Below are 19448 nucleotides of genomic sequence, written 5' to 3' on the forward strand. Positions count from 1 at the left end.
GGAGGATTCGCTTGGGTTGCCAGGATCTCCGCCGGTGTTCCGATCGGCGGCAAGAGGCCGTTGTGGGCGGCCGGTGCTCCGGGCCGCCCAATGCATGTCCTTAGCCGGCTGGGGCGACGCCGACGCGGGCCAGGCCGTCGCGAGCCGGCTGGTATTTAGGATCGAGGCCGATTGCGTGGCGATAGGAGCGGGCGGCCTTCGCCTTGTCGCCGCGGCGTTCGTAGACGAGCGCCTGGTTGGCCCAGGATTCGGCGATGTTGCCGTTGAGTTCGATCGCATGATTGAAATCGGCAAAGGCGTTATCGTCGTCGTTCAGCGCGATATAGGAGATGCCGCGGCCATTATAAGGCTCGGGCGAATTCGGCGCGAGCGAGATGGCCTTCGAGAAATCGTCGATCGCCTTATCCTGCTGATTGCGCTTCTGGAAGATCAGGCCGCGATTGTGATAGGCGCGGCCATCGGTGGTGCCGAGCTGGATCGCTTTGTTGAAATCGTTGAAGGCCGCATCGTCCTGGCCGGCCATGCGATAGACATTGCCGCGGCCGATATAGGCGACGTCGTAGCTCGGATTGATCTGCAGGGCGGCGTTATAGTCGGCAATCGCCTGCTGCTGCTGGCCCATGTTGCGATAGACCAGGGCGCGATTGGCATAGGCCTGGAAGAAGCGCGGATTGATCTGCAATGCCGTATTGAAATCGTTCAGCGCCTGGCGGAACTGGCCGCCGCGGCCATAGGCGGAACCGCGGACATTGTAGCCTTCGGGGTCCCTCGGATTGGCGTTGATAACCGCCGTCAGCGACGCGATGTTCTCTTCCGAGCCCTGCGCCTTGTCGATGCGGATCACGGCGTCCGTGGTGTTGGTCGTTTCGCAGCCGGCGAGGCCGAGCATGGCGGCCAGCGTCAAGGCGGGCAGGAATGCGGTTTTCTGCAAGCGCCAGGCGCGGGACGGATTGAAGGTGATATCAGCCATTCGGGCTCGCTTTCCCCATGCGGCATATCCGGTACGCGGATATGCGATCTTCAGCGGCAAACTAAAAAGGCGGCGGCGAACCCATCGCCCCCGCCACAATGCATCTGAAAACGTCGAAAAAACGACGGCAACGCTTAGCGTGCGACCAGACCTTCGCGCTGGGCGCGCTTGCGGGCCAGCTTGCGAACGCGGCGAACAGCCTCGGCCTTTTCGCGAGCACGCTTCTGCGACGGCTTCTCGTAGTAGTCGCGCATCTTCATTTCGCGGAAAATGCCTTCGCGCTGCATCTTCTTCTTGAGAGCGCGGAGAGCCTGATCGACATTGTTATCGCGGACAAGTACCTGCACGAGAATCACGTTCCTTTGGTTTGGTTGATGCCTGAGGCGGCGCAGCGCCAGGGGCAAAAATATAACGTTCGCGCGGCCGCAGCCTTGCGATTGGTGATGCGGGATAGCAGATCGGGTAGGGGAAGTCCAGATGGATATGGAGGGCGGGCGGAAAAATCACGCCTCGTCCGACACCCGGCTGCGATCGGCCGCCTCGGGCAAAGTTTCATCCAGCGCGGCAATCGCCTCCTTGAGGGCTGTCCTGACCCGCAGGCGATCGGCCGGCTCCAACCGGCTCATATCCAGATGCAGGTCGAGGCCCGAGAGGTGTTCGCTGAGAACGCGGCTCTTGTGATCGGCGCCGAGCTTCAGCCCGTCGACCGCATAGGGCACGATCTCGCGCTGTATGCCCTTCATCGTGATCGGCGGCAAGGGATGGGCATCGACGATTTCGTTTACCAGCGCATAGGTTTCGTAGCTGATGACGATTTCTCCGCCCTGGGCGATCGATTGCAGCCGGGCCGCGAGATTGGCCTCGGCGCCGATGATCGTATAGTCCATGCGGTCGTTGCTGCCGAAATTGCCGACGTTGCAGTAACCGCTGTTGATTCCCATGCGGACCACGAACGGCTCCTCGGTTCCGTTCCTGCGCCACCTGTCCTTGAGTTCTCCGAGGCGGCGCTGCATGTCGACCGCCATGCGCAGGCAGGCTTTCGCATCCTCCTCCGGTCCCTTCGTTTCCGGGTCGCCGAAAAAGACCAGCATCGCGTCGCCGATGAACTTGTCCACCGTGCCGCCATGCTCGAGCGCAATGTTCGACATTTCGGTCAGGTATTCGTTGAGCATCTCCGTCAGGGCTTCCGGCTGCAGGCGCTCGGTGGTCGCGGTAAAATCCTTGATGTCGGAGAAGAAGATGGTCAGGCGCTTGCGCTCGGTATGGACGACGACGTCCTTCTGCCCGCTGAAGATGCTCTTGTAGATCTGCGGCGAGAGATAGCGTGAAATCTTCAGGGAAACGCTGGCGAGGAACTCGTTTGCCGCTTCCAGATCCTGGTTGGCGCCGTGGATCGCCCGCGTCTGCTGCCGCTGGAGCAGGATGAAGCTGATGCCGATGACGGCAACGAACAGGAAGTAGCAGAGCAGATATTTGAAGGCGAAGACGTTGCTCACATAAGGCTGTCTGATGATGACTTCCTGAATGCCGCGCACATCACCCACTTTCCAATCGGTCTTGGGGCTTTCGGGATGGGTGTTGTGGCAGGCGACGCAGGCCTGGCCCATGACGACAGGGGTGATGAACCTCAACGTATCGGTCAATCCGACGCGGGTAAGGTCGTTCAGCGTCTGCTGCGGATTGGCGCGCAGAGCGGCAAGTGCCTGCTTCTCGAAGTCATCGAGCTCGTGGGATGCGCGGCTCTTGAAGGGGAGGTCGGAAACGAACCGGTAGGTGATATTGGCCTGCTGCTCCTTGATGACGTCGCCGAGTTCCAGGGAAAGGGTTGCCGGCAGGGGTATGGCGCCCGGGATATTGGCGTAGTTGTGGGAGACGACCGTGCCCGCGGTCGCGCCGCTCGCATGCGCGGCCAGAACGCGGCCCACGACATTGGTGGAATAATAAGAGCGGATGCTCGATATCAGCGAACTCATGTCGCGCGCCTGCCGCCGCAGGGTATTTCCCGAGAGATCGCTGATATCGAGCCAGACGGCAAGCGGCAGCCCCGCGAGCATGGCCAACACCACGACAATCAGCCAGTAGCCGCTTCGACGCGCGGCGGATTCGGAAATCACGGGGGACCCTCATTCTTTTTGGAAAAGCATCCGATTTTCGATCGCTACAAGAACATTTCGCAGCCTGCCCGGCAAGATCGAAGCCTTTGTCGTACCGGCAAAAGGGCGGCCAAAATTGGAGACGTCGCGCGGCAAGCCAAAAAGCGAGGAACTGGGCCAGATGTGCGAATGGCGTTTGGAGCGAAAGCGGCGTAGCCTGTCTGCCGGCAGCTGCGGGCCCGCTCCGCCGGCCGTGGGAGGGGACAGCCGGTGAGATCATGACGCGCGTCCAGCAAATCGGTGTCGTTATCGGTCTGGCGATCGTGGCTCTGCTGACGATGCTGCGCGCGGGTGATCCCGGAATTTTCAAGCTGATCCGCGGCGTGACGTTCGACGAGTATCAACGGCTCGTTCCCAGAGCCTTCGCGCCGATGCCGGTCCGGGTCATCGACATCGACGAGGCTTCGCTGCGCGAATTCGGCCAATGGCCGTGGCCGCGAGACCGGCTGGCTCTGCTGGTGGACCGGCTTTCGGAAATGGGCGCAGCCGCCATCGCCTTCGATGTTCTCTTCTCCGAGCCGGACCGGCTGTCGCCGCGCAATGTCGTGCGCGAGGTTGCCGGGATCGATCCTTCGCTTGCCGAAAAGCTGCCTGACAATGACGAGATCTTCGCCCGTTCGATCGCCGAGAAGCCCGTCGTGCTCGGCTTCGGCCTCTCCAATGAAGGCAATTACCGGCCGCCCGTGAAGGCGGGCTTCGCCTTCACGGGCGAAAGCCCCGTCTCGGCGCCGCCCCATCTCGGCGCCTCGACGCCGCTCAGGCCGCAACTGGAGGCCAACGCGGCCGGCCTCGGCCATATCAGCCTCAATCCCGGCAATCCCTCGCCGGTGGTGCGGGCGGTTCCGCTGTTCCTGACCGATGGCACGCAGCTTTATCCGAATCTCGCGGTCGAAGCGCTGCGCGTGGCGCAGGGGGCGTCGACCTACGTGCTGGCTGGCGCGCCCGATCGCGCCGGCATCATGACCACGGCGAAGATCGGGGATTTCATCGTGCCGCTGACGGCGGCGGGCGAACTCTGGCTCTATGTCACTCCCGATCGGGCCGAGCGTTACATATCCGTCCGGCAGGTGCTCGCGCCGGAAGGGGCTTTCCCCGAGGTTGCAGCCGCCATCGCCGGCAGTATCGTCTTCGTCGGCACATCGGCGGCCGGCCTGCAGGACATCCGCGTCACCGCGCTCGGCGAGAACGTTCCCGGCGTTTCGCTGCATGCGCAGGCCGTGGAGCAGATCCTCTCCGGCCAATTCTTGTCCCGGCCCGACTGGGCGGACGGGCTTGAAATCCTCGTCATCGCGGTGCTCGGATGCCTCCTCGTCGTGGTGACGACGTTCGTCAGCCCCGCCGTCGCGCTGGTCTGCGGCCTGCTGATCACGGCAATGGCGCTTGTCGCGTCATGGCTCGCCTTTCTCTATGCGGGGCTTCTCTTCGATCCGCTGGCGCCGATCATCAGCGGATCGATCACCCATTTTGCCGCGACCTCGTTCAAGATCCTGGTGATCGACCGAGAGCGGCGCGAGGTGCGACGCGCTTTCGGGCATTATCTTTCCCCGTCGCTGCTCCATCGCATCGAGCATAACCGCGACGCGTTGCGTCTTGGCGGAGACGACCGCGAGCTGACGATGATGTTCGTCGACGTCAGGAATTTTACCGAAATGAGCGAGCGGCTGGCGCCGACGGAGGTCGTCGCCTTCCTGAATACGCTGCTCGATGCGCTGAGCCGTCATGTCGTGGCCAATGAGGGCACCCTCGACAAGTTTATCGGCGATTCAATCATGGCGTTCTGGAATGCGCCGGTCGATGTGGCGGATCACGAGACCAAGGCAGTTCGCACCGCGCTTGCCATGCGCGAAACACTTGCCGAATTGAACGCCGGCGACGCTTTCGGTTTCGGGCCCGATCAGCAGGTCAATATCGGCATCGGCATCCATACCGGCCTTGCCTGCGTCGGCAATATGGGCGCCAAGACCCGCTTCAACTACTCGGCCGTCGGAGATGCCGTCAACGTCGCGGCCCGCATCGAGTCATGCTGCAAGGAGGTCGGCTTTGATATCCTCATCTCCGACAGCACGGCGCGGTCCGTGCAGGCAATGGCGGTGATCGAGGCCGGCGCGCTGCCGCTCAAGGGGAAGAGCAGCCGGACGCAGATCCTTGCCGTCGTCGGCGATGAACGGGTTGCGGCATCCGAGGAATTCGCCGCGCTCGAGGTCGTTCACAGGCAATTGACGGAGGCCCTGCAATCCCATTCGCGCAACAGCCGAAAGCTGATCAGTGCGGCCAAGCTTACGGCGGTGCAGGTGACCGGCGCTCTGGCGGAATTCTACCAGCGCATATCCGGCAGGACCGATCATTTTCGCCAAGCGCCGGAGGGAGGCGAAAAGAGCGCCGCGGACTGAGGGAGGTCAGCGGCCGCGATGGAAATTCCGGCCCCGGTCTTTGTCATGATCACGATCGCGGTCTCCGCCGTGATTACGATCGCGGTTTCCGCCATGATCGCGGTCGTGGTCTCGATGATCCTCGCCGTGATTTCCCGGCTTGCCATCGGTGTCATGCCGGCCATGGCCATCATGCTTGTCGGGTTTATCCGGTCTGTCGTGATCAGGCCTGTCGTGATGCGGCTTATCATGGTGCGGCCTCTCATGATGCGGTTTGTCAGGCTTGTTCGGCCGTTCCTTTTGCGGCTCGGCTTGTTTCTGTGGCGGATCCTGTCTTTGCGGAGCGGGCTCAATCGCCGGCGGAGGCCGTGCTCTGTCTTTTCTTTCCGGCGCGACCGAGGCCATGTTGCAGCCGCCGAGCATGCCGATGCCGCCCGCAAGCCGCTGATTGCCGGAGAGGAAGGGCAGGGCGCGTGGGTTTCCGAGTGTATCGAGAACGCTGGGATCGACCCGGCGGGCCGGCGACATATCGCCGTTCGGCTTGGCGACGACGCAATCGCAGCGCTGCTGCAGCTGGCGGCAGCCGCCCGGGCCGCAGAAGCTGGCTGCGCCGTTCAACAGCACCACGGCAGTTGTGCCATCGGGGCCGACATAAAAGTCGAATGCGGTGCCGCGTACGCCGATGGTGCCGGCGGGCGTTAGGATCTGGTAGGCCGAGGATTTCGAATTGCCGCTGACCCAGCGGAAGGTTCCCTTCGCGGCCCTGATGGTGAGCTTCCTGACCGATTGGGAGTCGTCGAAGACATATTTATCGATGACGACGGATGACCCCCAACCGACTGCGAGCTTCGTGCCGTCGCGAAACAGGAATTGGCCCAGTCCTGATTTGGATGTTCGGATGCGCTCGTCGCGGTGAACGCTGGTGTTGACTTCGATCGGTCCGCCCTGTCCCGTCACTTCCGTTTTGATGACGACAGCCTGGCCGACCGGCTCTGCGGCGATCGCTGGCCGCATGGTGGAGAGCGCAATGCAAAGCGCCGCGAGTAATGAACGCCTACCGCACATGATACACACCCCGGCAACGCGGGGAGAATTAACATTTTAGTAACTGCTTGTCTTCTCGCCCACTTGGGCTAGGGCGGCATGCGCGACGTTGCGTCATCGTCCAAAGGATGTCGCCTCGGCCCGGGGACGCCTCAAAATTGCACTGTTTCGCAATCATGTCGCACAGTGTCAAAACCAAAGCTCTCGCCTGTCGCAAAAGAGCCGTTGTGCCGCATTTGGATTTGCGATTTGTATGGGCGCGGAGAAAAGCTCTTGCCCGAAGGAGAAGAAGGCGGATGCGGAAATATTCGGTTTTTGCCGTGGCGCGAGAGGCCCTGCGTGGCCACAGAGGCTGGGAGAAGCAGTGGACTTCACCGGAGCCCCGTGCCGAATACGATGTCGTCATCATCGGCGCCGGCGGCCATGGCCTGGGAGCTGCCTACTACCTCGCCAAGGAGCACGGCATCACCAATGTCGCGGTGATCGAGAAGGGCTGGCTGGGCGGCGGCAATACCGGCCGCAACACCACCATCATCCGTTCGAACTATCTCTATGAAGAGAGCATGCACATCTACGAGCATTCGATGAAGCTCTGGGAGGGGCTTTCTCAGGAGCTCAACTACAATGTGATGTACTCGCCGCGCGGCGTGATGATGCTCTCGCACAATATTCACGACCAGCAGTCCTTCAAGCGGCACATTCATGCCAATCGGCTCTACGGCATCGACAATGAATGGCTGACGCCGGAGCAGGCGAAGGCCTATTGCCCGCCGCTCGATATTTCGGCGAGCGCGCGCTACCCGATCAATGGTGCGGCGCTCCAGCGGCGCGGCGGCACGGCCCGCCACGATGCTGTCGCCTGGGGCTATGCGCGAGCGGCATCGGATCGCGGCGTCCACATCATCCAGAATTGCGAAGTGACCGGCATCCGCCGCGCGCCTGACGGACGCGTGACCGGCGTCGAGACCTCGCGCGGTTTCATCGGCGCCAAAAAGGTCGGCGTGTCGGCGGCCGGCCACACCTCGACGATCATGAAGATGGCCGATGTGCGCGTGCCGCTGCAATCGAGCCCGCTGCAGGCGCTGGTTTCCGAGCCACTGAAGCCGATCTTCCCGTGCGTCGTCATGTCGAACACGGTGCATGCCTATATCTCCCAGTCCGACAAGGGAGAGCTCGTCATCGGCGCCGGCACGGACCAGTACAACTCCTATTCCCAGACCGGCGGGTTGCAGATCATCACGCACACGCTCGATGCCATCTGCGAACTCTTCCCGATGTTCCGCCGCGTCAAGATGATGCGGCAATGGGGCGGCATCGTCGACAATACGCCGGACCGTTCGGCGATCCAGTCGAAGACGCCGGTTCCCGGGCTCTACGTCAATTGCGGCTGGGGTACCGGCGGCTTCAAGGCGACGCCGGGTTCGGCCAACCTCTTTGCCCATCTGATCGCCCGCGACGAGCCGCACAAGTTCAATGCCGGCCTGACGCTGGAACGCTTCCGCAGCGGCCGGCTGATTGACGAGGCTGCGGCCGCGGCGGTGGCGCACTGATGATGAGTGGTCTTGCTCATATGCCCGCTGCTTTCGTCGCTCACCCCCTCATCCGCTTTGCACGCACCTTCTCCTCGATGGGGAGAAGGGGAGGAGAAGGAAATCTCACATGCTGCTGATCCATTGCCCTTATTGTCAGGAAGAGCGTTCCGAGCTCGAATTCCGCGGCGCGGGTGACGCCCATATCGTGCGGCCTGCCGATATCGCTTCGATTTCGGACGAGGAGTTCGAGGCTTATTTCTTTCTGCGCGAGAACCCGAAGGGGCTGATCTTCGAACGCTGGCGCCATATTCACGGCTGCGGACGCTTTTTCAACGCGGCGCGCGATACGGTCAGCGACCAGTTCATCATGACCTACAAGGCGGGCGAGCCGAAGCCGCGGATCGGCGCCGAAGCCGAGCAGCATGCGCCGGTCGAGACATATGAAGCCGTGGAAGGAGAGGCGCAATGAGCGGTTCACATCGTATCGCCGGGAAGGGGCGCTTGACGCCGGCCAAGACCGCGCGTTTCAGCTTCGACGGCAAGAGCTATATGGCGCTCGAGGGCGATACCGTCGCCTCGGCGTTGATCGCCAACGGCATCCACCTCGTCGGCCGTTCGTTCAAGTATCACCGGGCCCGCGGCATTCTGTCGGCAGGCGCCGAGGAGCCGAACGCGCTGATCGACGTTGCCCGCGACAAGGCGCGCAAGCAGCCGAACGTGCGCGCCACGGTGCAGGAAATCTTCGACGGCATGATCGTCCAGTCGCAGAACCGCTGGCCCTCGCTTGCCTACGATGTCGGTGCGGTCAACAATCTGATGTCGCCGTTCTTCGCCGCCGGCTTCTACTACAAGACCTTCATGTGGCCGCGCGCCGCCTGGAAACACGTCTACGAGCCGTTCATCCGCCGTGCCGCCGGCCTCGGCGTCGCGCCGACGGAGGAGGATCCGGACCATTATGCCAGCCGCTACGTCCATTGCGACGTGCTGGTGGTCGGCGCCGGTGTTGCCGGACTTTCGGCGGCGCTGGCCGCGGCCGAGACCGGTGCAAAGGTGATCCTCTGCGACGAGCAGGCGGAAGCGGGCGGAGCGCTGCGCTACGACGCCGGCGTGACGATCGACGGCCAGGATGGTTACGCCTGGGCGCAGAAGACCGTGGCGCGGCTGAAGGCGATGGACAATGTCGAAGTGCTCATCCGCACGACCGCCTTCGGCTATTACAACCACAATTTCGTCGCCCTCGCCGAGCGCGTCACCGATCATATCTCCAAGCCTTCCCACGATCTGCCGCGCGAACGGCTGTGGCAGGTCCGGGCCAAGCGGGTGATCCTTGCCAACGGCGCGATCGAACGGCACATGGTATTTCCGAACAACGACCGGCCGGGCATCATGCTGGCTTCGGCGGGGCGGATGTATCTCAATCATTACGGCGTCGCCGTCGGAACCAATGTCGGCATCTACACCGCGCATGATTCCGCCTATGAAGCGGCTTTCGATCTCAAGCGGGCCGGTGTTTCGATCGCCGCCATCGTCGATTGCAGGCAGACGCCGGGAGCGGCGGTGCTGGCAGAGGCGCGTGCGCTCGGCATCGATGTCCTCGCGGGTCAATCGGTCGTCAACACCGCCGGTCGGCTGCGCATCTCATCGATGACGGTGGCGCGCAACGGCGGCGGCTCGCCGCGCAAGATCGCGGTCGATGCGCTTCTGGTTTCGGCCGGCTGGACGCCGTCGGTCCATCTGTTCTCGCAGTCGCGCGGCAAGGTGGCCTTCGATGCCGAAAGCCAGCGCTTCCTGCCGGGCACCTATGCCCAGAACTGCCTCTCGGTCGGCGCCTGCAACGGCACCGACGACCTGCAGCGGACGGTCGAGGAATCGCTCGCCGCCGGTGAACTGATGGCGCAGGCCGCCGGCAAAAAGGGCGGCGGGAAAATCACCATCTCGGCCGAGCAGCCCTATGACTGGACGGGCGGTATGATCGGCGCCGCGGAAGGCGCCGGACCGAAGACGAATGCCAAGGCGTTCATCGATTTCCAGCACGATGTCTGCGCCAAGGATATCCGTCTTGCCGTGCGCGAGGGTATGCACTCGATCGAGCACATCAAGCGCTTCACCACCAATGGCATGGCCTCGGACCAGGGCAAGCTTTCCAACATGCATGGTCTGGCGATCGCCGCCGAAATGCTCGGCAAGGAAATCCCGCGGGTCGGCCTCACCACCTTCCGCGCGCCCTATACGCCGGTGACCTACGGTACGCTGATCGGCCATTCGCGCGGAAAGCTGTTCGATCCGACGCGCAAGACGCCGCTGCACGACTGGGAAGAAGCCCATGGCGCGGTCTTCGAGGATGTCGGCAACTGGAAGCGTGCGTGGTTTTATCCCAAGGCGGGCGAGACCATGCATCAGGCTGTCGCGCGCGAATGCCGCACGGCCCGCGAGTCGGCAGGTATCTTCGATGCCTCGACGCTCGGCAAGATCGAGGTGGTAGGCCCGGATGCGGCGAAATTCCTCAATCTCATCTACACCAATGCCTGGGACACGCTGAAGCCCGGCAAGGCGCGCTACGGCATCATGACGCGCGAGGACGGCTTCGTTTATGACGACGGCGTCGTCGGGCGCCTGGCGGAAGATCGCTTCCATGTGACGACGACGACAGGCGGAGCGCCGCGTGTTCTTCACCACATGGAAGACTACCTGCAGACGGAATTCCCCGACCTGCAGGTATGGCTGACCTCGGTGACCGAGCAATGGGCTGTCATCGCCGTGCAGGGGCCGAAGGCGCGCGAGATCGTCGAGCCGCTGGTCGAGGGACTTGACCTATCGAACGAGGCCTTCCCGCATATGAGCGTTGCCGAGTGCACGGTCTGCGGCGTACCGGCGCGGCTCTTCCGCGTCTCCTTCACCGGTGAAGTCGGCTTCGAAATCAACGTGCCGGCCGATTACGGCCAGTCGGTGCTCGAAGCGGTCTGGGCCAATGCCGAACCGCTTGGGGCCTGCGTCTACGGCACCGAGACGATGCACGTTCTTCGCGCCGAGAAAGGCTACATCATCGTCGGCCAGGATACCGACGGGACCGTGACCCCCGACGACGCGGGCGTCGCCTGGGCCGTTTCGAAGAAGAAGAAAGACTTTGTCGGCATTCGCGGACTGCAGCGGCCGGACCTCGTCAAGGACGGGCGCAAGCAGCTTGTCGGTCTCGTCACCAAGGATCCGAAGCTGGTCCTCGAAGAGGGCGCGCAGATCGTCGCGAGCCCGAACGAGCCGAAGCCGATGACCATGCTCGGCCATGTCACCTCGTCCTACTGGTCGGAAAATTGCGGCCGGTCGATCGCCTTCGCGCTGGTCGCCGGCGGCCGGGCGCGGATGGGCGAGACGCTCTACGTGCCGATGCCGGATCGGACGATCGCCGTCGAAGTGACGGATCTGGTGTTCTTTGACAAGGAAGGAGGCCGCATCCATGGCTGATGTCGCAATTCGCAAGCCGGTGCTGGCCGGCCGCCTCGGCGGCTCCGCAACGGTACGGCTGACGGTGGCACCGGCAGCGACCCGCGTGGCGCTGCGCGCGCCGGCAGGATCGGTTGCCGCGATTTCCTCCGCTCTCGGCCTGTCCGTGCCGACCGCCCCGAAAACATCGGGCCGGGCCGGCGCGCGGTCGGTCCTCTGGATCGGGCCTGACGAATGGCTGGTGATCGACGAGGATGGTGCCGATCTGATGGCGGCGCTTTCCGGCGCCGGCGCCGTGCATTCGGCAACCGACGTTTCCCACCGCAACATCGCGATCATCGTTTCGGGACCAGGGGCAGAGACTACGCTTGCCGCCGGCTGCCCGCAGGATCTCTCGCTTGCCTCCTTCCCTGTCGGCGCCGCCTCGCGGACCATTTTCGGCAAGGCGGAAATCGTGCTTCTGCGCACGGCAGAAGATACGTTCCGGGTAGAGTGCTGGCGGTCGTTTTCCGATTTCGTCTTCGGACTGCTGGCCGAGGCAGCGGAAGATGCGGGACATTAACACCGGAGCAATCCGGCATAGACGTCTGTTCAAGGGATAATCGGATGCTGCACCATGCCTCCCTAGGCGTTTCAGATATCGAGCGATCGTCGGCATTCTATGATGCCGCCTTCGCCGCGCTCGGTTATGTCAGGGTCTGGGAGGATATCAGGCCGGGGCAGCTAGGGCAGGCGGTCGGCTACGGCTCTCCCGGCGGAGGAGACAAGCTGGCAATCAAACATCGGCCGGAGGGCCAGCGTCCGCCCGGTCCGGGCTTTCATCTGGCTTTTGCCGCGCCGAGCCGCGAGGCGGTCGATCGGTTTCATGCGGCGGCAATCGCGCATGGCGGCCGTGACAACGGCGCTCCGGGTCTGAGGCCCCATTATGGCGAGCATTATTATGCTGCTTTCGTAATCGATCCGGACGGACATGCTCTCGAAGCGGTGATCAATTCACCGGAGTAACAAGAGCCGCGCCTACGCGTCCTCAGGACGGTCCTTCGGATCGAACTGGATGATGGTGATCCATCTTGCCGTCAGCGCGGGCTTCTTCTCGTTTTCGATCTCGATCGTCACGTCATAGGTGGTCATCAGCATGCCGCCGCCGCGGAAGCGGGCTTCGGAGAGCAGGAAGCGGCCACGGACGCGGGCGCCGCTCTTGACCGGCGTCATGAAGCGGACGCGATCGAAGCCGTAGTTGATGCCCATGGTCTGCTCGCGCACTTTGGGCAGGCAGTTGTAGTTCATCGCCGACAGCAGAGACAACGTCAGGAAGCCATGGGCGATGGTGCCGCCGAAGGGGCTCTCAGCCGCCGCGCGCTCGGGGTCGACATGAATGAACTGATGGTCGTCGGTTGCGCCCGCAAAAGCGTCGATCATCGTCTGATCGACGGTGATCCAGTCCGAAAGGCCAGTTTCCATGCCGATCAATCCCCGCACGTCGGAGAGTGAAATTTCCTTGACCATGAATTCCTCGTGAGAAAAGCCGCCGGGCCAAGCCTTATCGTGCATTTATGACGATTGCGACAAGGATTTGCGTGCGTGAGAGGAGGCGGTCATTTTTCGATGAAAAAGGCAACGGAGCGTGGCTCCACGGTCACGCGGGCACCGGCTTTCTTCGCTCCCTCCGGCGTCAATTGACGCCAGCCCGGCTCGCCCTCGCCGGGAAGCGTGAAAAGCTGGCGGTTCTCCGAACGATTGAAGAGCACGGCAAGCCGTGTCTGTTTGCCGCGCGAGGACCGCTCGCCGGTCGCGAGCAGCATGCCGAGGGTCGAAAGCGACGGCGCCTCCCATTCGGCGACGGTCATCGGTTCGCCCGACAGCGAGATCCATTCGACATCGCCGTTGCCGGAAAGGAAGTCCATTTCGGAAAAGACCGTGAAGCGGCGGCGCAGCCCCGAGACGAAGGCGGTGTGGGCGACGAGATCCTCGTTCAGCGCCTTCCAATCCAGCCAGGTGATCTCATTGTCCTGGCAATAGGCGTTGTTGTTGCCGCGCTGGCTGCGGCCGCCTTCGTCGCCCGCCGTCAGCATGATGCTGCCACGGGTGGCAAAGAGCGTTGAGATCAGCGCCATGACGTCGTTTATCCTGCGCTTGCGGATCGAGGGATAGAGGGTCTCGCCCTCGACGCCGTTGTTCCAGGAGTGGTTCTCGTTGTGGCCGTCACGATTGTGCTCGCCATTGGCGTCATTGTGCTTGCCGGCATAGGAGACGAGGTCGATCAGGGTGAAGCCGTCATGGGCGGCGAGGAAATTGACGCTGCGAGTCTCCTGGCCATCGTTGCGGGAGAAGATGTCTGAGGAGCCGGCGAGCGCCGTGGCGAGCGAACCGGTCTTCCAATGGTCGCCGCGCCAGTAGCAGCGCAGGTCGTCGCGAACCCGGTCGTTCCATTCGAGGAAGGCCGGCGGGAAATTGCCGAGCTGATAGCCGCCAGGTCCGATATCCCAGGGTTCCGCGATCATGATGCGGTCGGCAAGCACCTCGTCGGCGAGGATCGCAGCGAGCGTTCCGCCGTCGCGCTGGAAGCCGGTCGCGGTGCGGCCGAGCACCGGGGCGAGATCGAAGCGGAAACCATCGACGCCTGAATTGAGCACGAAATGGCGCAGGCTGTCGATGACGAGGCGCCTTACCTCGGGATGATCGCAGGCGATGGTATTGCCGGTGCCGGTGTCGTTGACGAGTTCGCCGGGGCTGTTCTGGGCGTGATGGTAATAATGCAGATTGTCGAGGCCGCGCAGCGACAGCGTCGTGCCATAGCGGTCGCTTTCGCCGGTATGGTTGAAGACGAGGTCGAGAATGACGGCGATGCCTTCGGTATGGAGAGCGGCGACGGTCTTGCGCAGCTCCGCCATGCCGCCGGGGACGATCCTCGGATCGAGCGCCATCAGACCGACGGGATTGTAGCCCCAGCCGTTGGTGAGGCCGAGCGGCGGCAGGTGGCGTTCGTCGATCCAGGCGGTGATCGGCATCAGTTCGACGGCATCGACGCCGATCCGCTTCAGATGCGCGATGACCGAGGGATGGGCGAGAGCTGCGACGGTGCCGCGCTCGGCTTCCGGCACATCAGGATGGAGAATGGTGAAGGGCCGTACCGCCACTTCGTAGATAAAGCCGCCCGGTTTGAAGAGCGGCTTGCCGATCGCAGCGCGCGTATCGCTGGTAACGATCGCCTTCGGCATCAGGTCCTGGCTGTCCTCGCCATAAATGCCGAGGCGGGGATCGTAGCGGAACGGCCGGTCGATCTCCTTGGCGTAAGGGTCGAGCAGCAGTTTGGAAGGATCGAACCAGAGGCCATTTTCGGGCGCATAGATGCCGTCGGCGCGATAGCCGTAGCGGGCGCCTTGCCTGAGGCCGTCGACGAAAAGGCGATGGACCTGGTCGCTGTCGCGCGCCATCGGCAGGCGCGCGAATTCCCGGTTGCCGTCATCCTCGAAGAGGCAAAGTTCGATTTGTGCGGCGTCATGCGACCACACGGCGAATCCGACGCCGGTCTCGAAGACGATCGCGCCCCGCGCCGAATTGCTATCCTGCATGCTCCCCCCGGATCAGGTGATCACGGTTGGCTCGTCGCGTCCCGTGCGCTCACGAATGCTGGCAATGCTTTCGGCGGCCGCGATCAGATGGGCGAGCGCTTCCTGCGTCTCGATGTTGTGGCGAGTCGAATCCGGCTCGTAGCGCTCGATGTAAACACGCAAGGTTGCGCCAGACGTGCCGGTGCCGGAGAGGCGGAAGACGACGCGGGAGCCGCCTTCGAAGAGCACGCGGATGCCCTGATGCTCGCTGACCGATTTGTCGATCGGATCGTGATAGGCGAAATCGTCGGCCTTTTCGACCTTCAGGCTGCCGAAGGTCTTGCCGGGCAGAGTGGGAAGCTGGCTGCGGAGATTGTCTATCAGGCCGTTCGCCGCATCGGTGTCGAGGCCTTCGTAATCGTGGCGCGAATAGTAGTTGCGGCCGTAGGTCTGCCAGTGCTGGGTGACGATATCGGCGACACTTTCGCCGCGTACGGCAAGAATGTTCAGCCACAGCAGCACGGCCCAGAGGCCGTCCTTTTCGCGGACGTGATTGGAGCCTGTTCCGGCGCTTTCCTCGCCGCAGATCGTCGCCATGCCGGCGTCGAGCAGGTTGCCGAAGAACTTCCAGCCGGTCGGCGTCTCGTACATGCCGATGCCGCGCTTTTCGGCGACGCGGTCGGCCGCGCCCGATGTCGGCATCGACCGGGCGATACCGGCGAGACCGCCGGAGTAGCCGGGAGCGAGATTGGCATTGGCGGCAAGGATCGCCAGGCTGTCGGAGGGTGTTACGAAGATGCCGCGGCCGACGATGAGGTTGCGGTCGCCATCGCCATCGGAGGCGGCGCCGAAATCGGGCGCGTCGTCACCCATCATCTCGTCGAACAGTTCCTTGCAGTGAACCGGGTTCGGGTCGGGATGATGGCCGCCGAAATCCGGCAGCGGCATGAAGTTGCGGACCGAACCGGAGGGAGCGCCGAGGCGGTTTTCGAAGATTTCCTTCGCGTAAGGGCCGGTGACGGCGCTCATGCCGTCGAAGGCGATGCGGAAGCCGAGACTGATCAGATTGCGGATGGCGCCGAAATCGAACAGCTCTTCCATCAGCGCCGCATAGTCTTCGACCGGGTCGATGACCGACAGGATCATGCCGCCGGGAAGCTCGTCCTTGCCGATGCGGTCGAGATTGACGTCAGCAAAATCGGCGATCTTGTAGCTGTCGATCGTCTTGGAGCGCGCATAGATCGCGTCGGTGATTTTTTCCGGCGCCGGGCCGCCATTGTTGATGTTGTACTTGATGCCGAAGTCTTCGGTCGGGCCGCCGGGATTGTGGCTGGCGGAGAGAATGATGCCGCCGAAGGCCTTGTATTTGCGGATGATGTGGGATGCGGCCGGCGTCGACAGAATGCCGCCCTTGCCGACCATGACCTTGCCGAAGCCGTTGGCGGCGGCCATCTTCACCGCCTTCTGGATGACTTCGCGATTGTAGTAGCGTCCGTCGCCGCCGATGACGAGGCACTTGCCCTGGTAGCCTTCCAGCGAATCGAAGATCGACTGGATGAAATTCTCCGCATAATTCGGCTGCTGGAAGACCGGGACCTTCTTGCGCAGGCCCGAGGTGCCGGGTTTCTGGTCCAGATAGGGCGTGGTGGGTACGGACTTGATCATTTTAGGTCACATGCCTTTCGAGACGAGGCTTGAATAGAGGGCAGCGTAGCGTTCGGCGCTCTTCTCCCAGGAGACATCCGATTTCATGCCTTGCTTTTGCAATTGGGTCCAGAGTTTTCGGTCCGCGTAAAGATGCATCGCACGGCGGATTGCCTGTAGCATGCCCGTTTCGGTTATGGGGGCAAATTGTATTCCTGTTGCCACTTTCGCCGCAAGTGCGGCGTGGTTGGCGTCGATCACCGTGTCGTTCAACCCGCCGGTGCGGGCAACGATCGGCACGCAGCCGTAACGCAGGCCGTAAAGCTGGGTCAGGCCGCAGGGCTCGAAGCGCGAGGGGATGATGATCGCGTCGCAGCCGGCCTGCATCAGATGCGACATCGGCTCGTTATAGCCGATCGAGACGCCGATGCGGCCGGGATGGCGGCTGGCGGAGGCGAGCAGCGCGCCTTCGAGGGCGGCTTCGCCGGAGCCGAGCACGACGAGCTTGCCACCCATGGCGACGATCTCGTCGGCGACGTTGCCGACGAGATCCATGCCCTTCTGCCAGGTGAGACGGCTGATGACGCAGAATATCGGAGCCTCGTCATCGTCGAGGTGGAAGAATTCGGCGATCGAGCGGCGGTTCTCCTCACGGTTCTTCAGCGTCGTGGGGCCATAATGGGTGTGGACGACAGGATCGGTCGCCGGGTTCCAGATATCGGTGTCGATGCCATTGACGATGCCGGAGAGATTGTCGATGCGGCTGGCGATGACGCCTTCAAGCCCCATGCCGAATTCGGGTGTGAGGATTTCATCGGCGTAGGAGGGGCTGACCGTGGTGATCGCATGAGCGGTCTGCAGGCCGCCCTTGAGATAGCCGATGGTGCCGTAATATTCGAGGCCGTCGACGGCGAAGGCATGGCCGGGCAGGCGCAGGCCGGGGAAGATCTCGGGGCCGAACTGCCCCTGGAAGGCGATGTTGTGGATGGTCAGCACGCTCGGCAGCTCAGGCGTCGGGTAATAACGCATGTAGACTGAGGTCAGCGCCGCCTGCCAGTCATGGGTATGGACGAGGTCAGGCTGCCAGCCGGGCAGCAGACCGGCCGCGATCTCCGAGGCTGCAAGCGACAGGGCGGCGAAACGGCGCCAGTTATCGGGATAATCCTTACCGAGCGGATCAAGATAAGGGCCGCCCGGCCTGTCGTAGTAGGCCGGCGCATCGAGGACGAGCAGGTCGAGGCCCTCGTGCTGAACCTCCAGCACGGTCGCCTTTTCTCCGAGCAGATCGGGGAATTCCAGTTTGGCGACGGGATCGCGAATGACCTTCATGACGGCGGGATAGCCGGGCAGAAGGGTCTTGGTTTCAACCCCGAAGGCTTTCAGGGCAATCGGCAGGGCGCCGGACACATCGGCCAGGCCCCCTGTCTTGATCAGAGGGAAGACTTCGGACGAAACCGAAAGAACTTTCATAAGTCAGATATCCAGCTTGTCGATCATCGGTTGCGTGATCAAGCAGATGCCGCTTTCGGTCCGCCGGAAGCGCTTCATGTCGAGCTCGGGATCCTCGCCGACAACAAGGCCTTCCGGAATGACGACACCATGGTCGATCACCACGTTCTTGAGTTGCGCGCGACGCCCGATCTTGACGTTCGGCAGGATGACCGCTCCTTCCAGTTTGGAGAAGGAGTTGGCCCTGACACCGGTGAAGAGCAGGCTTTTGTTGAGGCTGGCCCCGGAAATGATGCAGTCGCCCGAGACGACGGAAGACGTGGCCGAACCGCGGCGATCCTCGTCGTCATGGACGAATTTCGCCGGCGGCGTGATCTCCGCATAGGTCCAGATCGGCCAGGACTTGTCGTAGATATCGAGCTCCGGAACGATCGCCGTCAGGTCGATATTGGCCTGCCAATAGGCGTCGATCGTGCCGACGTCGCGCCAGTAGGCCTCGTGCTCGAAATCGGAGCGGACGCAGGATTTGGCGAAGCGGTGGGCGACCGCCTTACCGTGCTGGACGATATAGGGGATGATGTCCTTGCCGAAATCGCGGCTCGAATTCGGGTCGGCGGCGTCGCGGCGCAGCGCGTCGAGCAGGAATTTGGTGTGGAAGACATAGATGCCCATCGAGGCCAGCGCGAAATCCGGCTTGTCGGGAATGCCGGGCGGATCGGCCGGCTTCTCGACGAAGGCCATGATCTCGTCCTTCTCGTTGACATGCATGACGCCGAAGCCGGTCGCTTCCATGCGCGGCACTTCCAGGCAGCCGATGGTGACGTCGGCGCCGGAATCGACGTGCTGCTGCAGCATCCATTCATAGTCCATCTTGTAGACGTGATCGCCCGCGAGAATGACCATGTATTCGACGCCGTAATCCTCGATGATGTCGATGTTCTGATAGACGGCATCGGCGGTGCCCTCGTACCATTGCGTCTCGGACACACGCTGGCTGGCGGGCAGGATGTCGAAGCTTTCATTGCGTTCCGGACGGAAGAAGTTCCAGCCGCGCTGCATGTGCCGGATCAGCGAATGCGCCTTGTACTGCGTTGCGACGCCGATGCGGCGAATGCCTGAGTTCAGCGCGTTCGACAAAGCGAAATCGATGATGCGGGCCTTGCCGCCGAAATAGACGGCGGGCTTGGCGCGCCGGTCGGTGAGTTCCTTGAGACGGCTCCCCCTGCCGCCTGCCAGAACATAGGCCATTGCATCGCGGGCAAGTGGCTGAATACGCTTTTCTACCATTTTCTCCTCCC

The 19448-nt window shown here is 62.8% G+C and carries 15 protein-coding genes; 6 read left to right on the top strand and 9 right to left on the bottom strand.

Features of this window, described 5'->3' with window-relative positions; translation table 11 throughout:
* Positions 1–100: 100 nt before the first annotated feature.
* The 3 genes from ATY76_RS27565 to ATY76_RS27575 form a co-directional block, all read right to left on the bottom strand.
* Positions 101–970, bottom strand: coding sequence for a tetratricopeptide repeat protein (locus ATY76_RS27565; protein WP_088677834.1), 870 nt, complete (start codon positions 968–970; stop codon positions 101–103).
* Between the two features lie 134 nt (positions 971–1104).
* A complete protein-coding gene (gene rpsU, locus ATY76_RS27570; protein ID WP_003585885.1) occupies positions 1105–1317 on the bottom strand; it encodes a 30S ribosomal protein S21 in 213 nt (70 codons plus the stop codon).
* A 156-nt stretch (positions 1318–1473) separates the two neighbouring features.
* A complete protein-coding gene (locus ATY76_RS27575; protein WP_245310103.1) occupies positions 1474–3024 on the bottom strand; it encodes an adenylate/guanylate cyclase domain-containing protein in 1551 nt (516 codons plus the stop codon).
* Between the two features lie 317 nt (positions 3025–3341).
* Here ATY76_RS27575 and ATY76_RS27580 point away from each other — a divergent pair, with 317 nt between their 5' ends.
* Positions 3342–5513 carry an adenylate/guanylate cyclase domain-containing protein gene (locus ATY76_RS27580; protein WP_088677836.1) on the top strand — a complete coding sequence of 724 codons (2172 nt, stop codon included), beginning with the start codon at positions 3342–3344 and terminating at the stop codon, positions 5511–5513.
* Between the two features lie 6 nt (positions 5514–5519).
* Here the strand turns inward: ATY76_RS27580 and ATY76_RS27585 are convergent, their stop codons facing one another.
* Positions 5520–6557, bottom strand: coding sequence for a FecR domain-containing protein (locus ATY76_RS27585; RefSeq protein ID WP_088677837.1), 1038 nt, complete (start codon positions 6555–6557; stop codon positions 5520–5522).
* Positions 6558–6832: 275 nt separating this feature from the next.
* Between ATY76_RS27585 and ATY76_RS27590 the strand changes: the two genes are divergently transcribed.
* From ATY76_RS27590 to ATY76_RS27610, 5 genes are all read left to right on the top strand, one after another.
* Positions 6833–8086, top strand: a complete 1254-nt coding sequence (locus tag ATY76_RS27590; protein WP_088677838.1) for a sarcosine oxidase subunit beta family protein — start codon at positions 6833–6835, stop codon at positions 8084–8086.
* 109 nt (positions 8087–8195) lie between these two features.
* A complete protein-coding gene (locus ATY76_RS27595; protein WP_088677839.1) occupies positions 8196–8537 on the top strand; it encodes a sarcosine oxidase subunit delta in 342 nt (113 codons plus the stop codon).
* Positions 8534–11527, top strand: coding sequence for a sarcosine oxidase subunit alpha (locus tag ATY76_RS27600; RefSeq protein WP_088677840.1), 2994 nt, complete (start codon positions 8534–8536; stop codon positions 11525–11527). Before ATY76_RS27595 ends, ATY76_RS27600 begins: the two co-directional genes overlap by 4 nt.
* A complete protein-coding gene (locus ATY76_RS27605) occupies positions 11520–12068 on the top strand; it encodes a sarcosine oxidase subunit gamma (protein WP_088677841.1) in 549 nt (182 codons plus the stop codon). The genes ATY76_RS27600 and ATY76_RS27605 overlap by 8 nt, the downstream gene beginning before the upstream one ends.
* Before the next feature lie 44 nt (positions 12069–12112).
* Positions 12113–12511, top strand: a complete 399-nt coding sequence (locus tag ATY76_RS27610) for a VOC family protein (RefSeq protein ID WP_088677842.1) — start codon at positions 12113–12115, stop codon at positions 12509–12511.
* 12 nt (positions 12512–12523) lie between these two features.
* Here the strand turns inward: ATY76_RS27610 and ATY76_RS27615 are convergent, their stop codons facing one another.
* From ATY76_RS27615 to glgC, 5 genes are all read right to left on the bottom strand, one after another.
* Positions 12524–13012, bottom strand: a complete 489-nt coding sequence (locus ATY76_RS27615) for a MaoC family dehydratase (RefSeq protein WP_088678046.1) — start codon at positions 13010–13012, stop codon at positions 12524–12526.
* An 89-nt stretch (positions 13013–13101) separates the two neighbouring features.
* Positions 13102–15078, bottom strand: coding sequence for a glycogen debranching protein GlgX (gene glgX, locus ATY76_RS27620; RefSeq protein WP_088677843.1), 1977 nt, complete (start codon positions 15076–15078; stop codon positions 13102–13104).
* A gap of 12 nt (positions 15079–15090) precedes the next feature.
* Complete coding sequence (locus ATY76_RS27625) at positions 15091–16722, bottom strand: alpha-D-glucose phosphate-specific phosphoglucomutase (protein WP_088677844.1); 1632 nt, start codon at positions 16720–16722, stop codon at positions 15091–15093.
* 6 nt (positions 16723–16728) lie between these two features.
* On the bottom strand, positions 16729–18171 hold the full coding sequence (gene glgA, locus ATY76_RS27630; RefSeq protein WP_088677845.1) for a glycogen synthase GlgA: 1443 nt from the start codon (positions 18169–18171) through the stop codon (positions 16729–16731).
* Between the two features lie 3 nt (positions 18172–18174).
* Positions 18175–19437, bottom strand: coding sequence for a glucose-1-phosphate adenylyltransferase (gene glgC, locus ATY76_RS27635; protein ID WP_088677846.1), 1263 nt, complete (start codon positions 19435–19437; stop codon positions 18175–18177).
* Positions 19438–19448: the final 11 nt, after the last annotated feature.

Source organism: Rhizobium sp. R339 (genome assembly GCF_002211395.1).
Lineage (GTDB): Bacteria > Pseudomonadota > Alphaproteobacteria > Rhizobiales > Rhizobiaceae > Rhizobium.

What these genes read in the sequence shown, in the direction of transcription:
- ATY76_RS27580 (WP_088677836.1), top strand. Translation starts at nt 3,342, where the DNA reads ATGACGCGCGTCCAGCAAATCGGTGTCGTTATCGGTCTGGCGATCGTG.
- ATY76_RS27600 (WP_088677840.1), top strand. Translation starts at nt 8,534, where the DNA reads ATGAGCGGTTCACATCGTATCGCCGGGAAGGGGCGCTTGACGCCGGCC.
- ATY76_RS27575 (WP_245310103.1), bottom strand. Translation starts at nt 3,024, where the DNA reads ATGCTCGCGGGGCTGCCGCTTGCCGTCTGGCTCGATATCAGCGATCTC.
- ATY76_RS27565 (WP_088677834.1), bottom strand. Translation starts at nt 970, where the DNA reads ATGGCTGATATCACCTTCAATCCGTCCCGCGCCTGGCGCTTGCAGAAA.
- ATY76_RS27585 (WP_088677837.1), bottom strand. Translation starts at nt 6,557, where the DNA reads ATGTGCGGTAGGCGTTCATTACTCGCGGCGCTTTGCATTGCGCTCTCC.
- ATY76_RS27595 (WP_088677839.1), top strand. Translation starts at nt 8,196, where the DNA reads ATGCTGCTGATCCATTGCCCTTATTGTCAGGAAGAGCGTTCCGAGCTC.
- glgC (WP_088677846.1), bottom strand. Translation starts at nt 19,437, where the DNA reads ATGGTAGAAAAGCGTATTCAGCCACTTGCCCGCGATGCAATGGCCTAT.
- ATY76_RS27610 (WP_088677842.1), top strand. Translation starts at nt 12,113, where the DNA reads ATGCTGCACCATGCCTCCCTAGGCGTTTCAGATATCGAGCGATCGTCG.
- ATY76_RS27625 (WP_088677844.1), bottom strand. Translation starts at nt 16,722, where the DNA reads ATGATCAAGTCCGTACCCACCACGCCCTATCTGGACCAGAAACCCGGC.
- glgX (WP_088677843.1), bottom strand. Translation starts at nt 15,078, where the DNA reads ATGCAGGATAGCAATTCGGCGCGGGGCGCGATCGTCTTCGAGACCGGC.
- ATY76_RS27605 (WP_088677841.1), top strand. Translation starts at nt 11,520, where the DNA reads ATGGCTGATGTCGCAATTCGCAAGCCGGTGCTGGCCGGCCGCCTCGGC.
- ATY76_RS27615 (WP_088678046.1), bottom strand. Translation starts at nt 13,012, where the DNA reads ATGGTCAAGGAAATTTCACTCTCCGACGTGCGGGGATTGATCGGCATG.
- ATY76_RS27590 (WP_088677838.1), top strand. Translation starts at nt 6,833, where the DNA reads ATGCGGAAATATTCGGTTTTTGCCGTGGCGCGAGAGGCCCTGCGTGGC.
- glgA (WP_088677845.1), bottom strand. Translation starts at nt 18,171, where the DNA reads ATGAAAGTTCTTTCGGTTTCGTCCGAAGTCTTCCCTCTGATCAAGACA.